The following is a 1,935-nucleotide window of genomic DNA, read 5'->3' as shown; positions in this document are numbered from 1 at the left end:
TCTTTTACCTCGCGGCTGCCGTTTTTTATATCTTTTCAACTTCATCCCTCTCCCTTTAGTTACCGCCTCCGGGTCTGTTCGTCCCGGCCTTAGCTCCCTCTTCTCAAGGCGTTGATTTCAATCTTTTATATTTACTTCCGCAACATCCGCTGCTTCCGTTTTCCCTTCCTTTCGTTCAGGGACTGCAAAGGTAAGAATCTTTTTGTTTTCGCAAAGAAAAAGATTTTATTTTTTTTCTTCTCTTACCCCCTTCAGCTTTTCATTATCCCTGTTCCTTCCGAACCGGGCTGCAAAGGTAGAAATTGTTTTGATTTCTGCAAAGAAGTTTTAAAAAAAACATTCTTTATTTTCATCGCGCTTCCTCTATCCGCATCAATGTCCTGCTGCTGCTTTTCAAACCCTTCAAAATGACTAAAAACGCCGTTTCCTTTGTTCTGTTGCCTTTTCTTCCGGCGCCCCCTTCCTTCCGAAGCGGAGCGCAAAAGTAGAAACATTTCCCTTCCTGTGCAACACCCTCCAGGTTAATTTTTCATCCGATTTGCTAACTAGCTGATTATCGGACAGAAAAATTTTTAAGAGATGCAAACAAATTGTGCAAATTGGTTGTTTCGCGGCGGAAACTCCTGCTCGGAAGCTATTATCTGAGACCCTCTTAATCGGCCAAACGCACAAGCCAAATGTATCCGTTACAGGGTCTCAATACCTATATGGCTGGGTCTTTCAAATAAAGAATCAGGACCAGGACCGTAGCGCGCCGCAATACGCCATAAGCGGATGAAGGGTTTGCACCGCAGATCTCCGGACTCATTTCTTATATTCAAATCTTACCGAAATCTATTGCATTCATTCCAGGTTGTTATTCCCCATGGGTTAGGCAGAGCATCGCGGAGATCCGACCAGGGTCTAAGGTCAGATCCTTTCCCGAGTCTATCGGTAAGGGCTCGCCCGCTCCGCTCTGTCTGGATGATGCGTGAAGGGGAGCTATGAACTATTGTTGTACGGGGAAAGTGTTGCGAAAGTTTATAGCCGTTCACTTTTCGGTAAATGGGAAACTCTGGTATCGTACCACTCGCCGTCGCGGGCTCTTCTGTCTGGCTATACGACCCAATTTGAAGCGGTGCAAGATCGCAGCGCAGCCTATCTCAGATTGGATAGAACAGTGAACCTTTTCGAACCACTCCGGACGGCAGTTAACCTGAGACCATGGAACAGATTTTACCATACCCCGGCACCAGCGCGATTTATCAAAATCCGCAATGATGTTCATGCGGTATCATTGTCGGTCATGTACCTAAATGATAAAGACTTTAAACCACGTGTTGCAACGGCAGAATTGAAAGCCGGTTTGTACCAGGCGTTAACCAGGAAAGTAATGGATCATACATCTGTTGTATATAAGCTCAGGAACCTCCGAGGCAAGGAAGGTCCTTTGAAAAGGCGGCTTAATCAGGCTATCAAATAGTAATATGGATAAATTCTGTTTTGGAAGTTCCCATCCACCGGCGGTGGTCAAGCAGAAGTATCTGGATTTGTATAGAAACAAAAAGGCCTCAGCAAGTGAATGCTAAGGCCATATTGATAAGATTTGGCACCGACCTACTCTCCCACGTGTTACCGCAGTACCATCGGCTCTGGCGGGCTTAACTTCTCTGTTCGGAATGGGAAGAGGTGGACACCGCCGATATAGGCACCTGAATATTTTTATAAGTGTAAAGCTCTAAAGTGTAAAGTGTAAAGATGACTGGCATACTTTCTACTCTCTACTTTTCACTTTCAACTTATTGACATATTATTGAAAGAAGTTAGTTAGAAGAACAAACAACAGTTGTGTTGCTTGAAAAAAGCTTCGGACGATTAGTATCACTCGACTATGATGTTACCACCTTTACATCTGTGACCTATCAACGTAGTAGTCTGCTACGGTCCTGATATGGA

1 protein-coding gene and 2 rRNA genes are annotated in these 1,935 nt (G+C 44.6%); all 3 read right to left on the bottom strand.

Going from position 1 to position 1,935, the window contains the following annotated elements:
• Positions 1-251: 251 nt before the first annotated feature.
• On the bottom strand, positions 252-494 hold the full coding sequence (locus EJV45_RS10340) for a hypothetical protein (RefSeq protein ID WP_129715609.1): 243 nt from the start codon (positions 492-494) through the stop codon (positions 252-254).
• Between the two features lie 1,089 nt (positions 495-1,583).
• Positions 1,584-1,695: ribosomal RNA gene (gene rrf, locus EJV45_RS10335) — 5S ribosomal RNA — on the bottom strand.
• Positions 1,696-1,834: 139 nt separating this feature from the next.
• Positions 1,835-1,935 (bottom strand): 23S ribosomal RNA (locus tag EJV45_RS10330); the annotation flags it as partial.

This window comes from Pedobacter sp. SYP-B3415, assembly GCF_004138205.1.
Classification (GTDB): domain Bacteria; phylum Bacteroidota; class Bacteroidia; order Sphingobacteriales; family Sphingobacteriaceae; genus Pedobacter.
The sequence above is the reverse complement of the archived record's forward strand: the minus strand, read 5'-3'. Positions and strand labels throughout refer to the sequence as shown.

Excerpts from the sequence above, each read along its gene's own strand:
- EJV45_RS10340 (WP_129715609.1), bottom strand. The coding sequence starts at position 494 with ATGTTTCTACTTTTGCGCTCCGCTTCGGAAGGAAGGGGGCGCCGGAAG.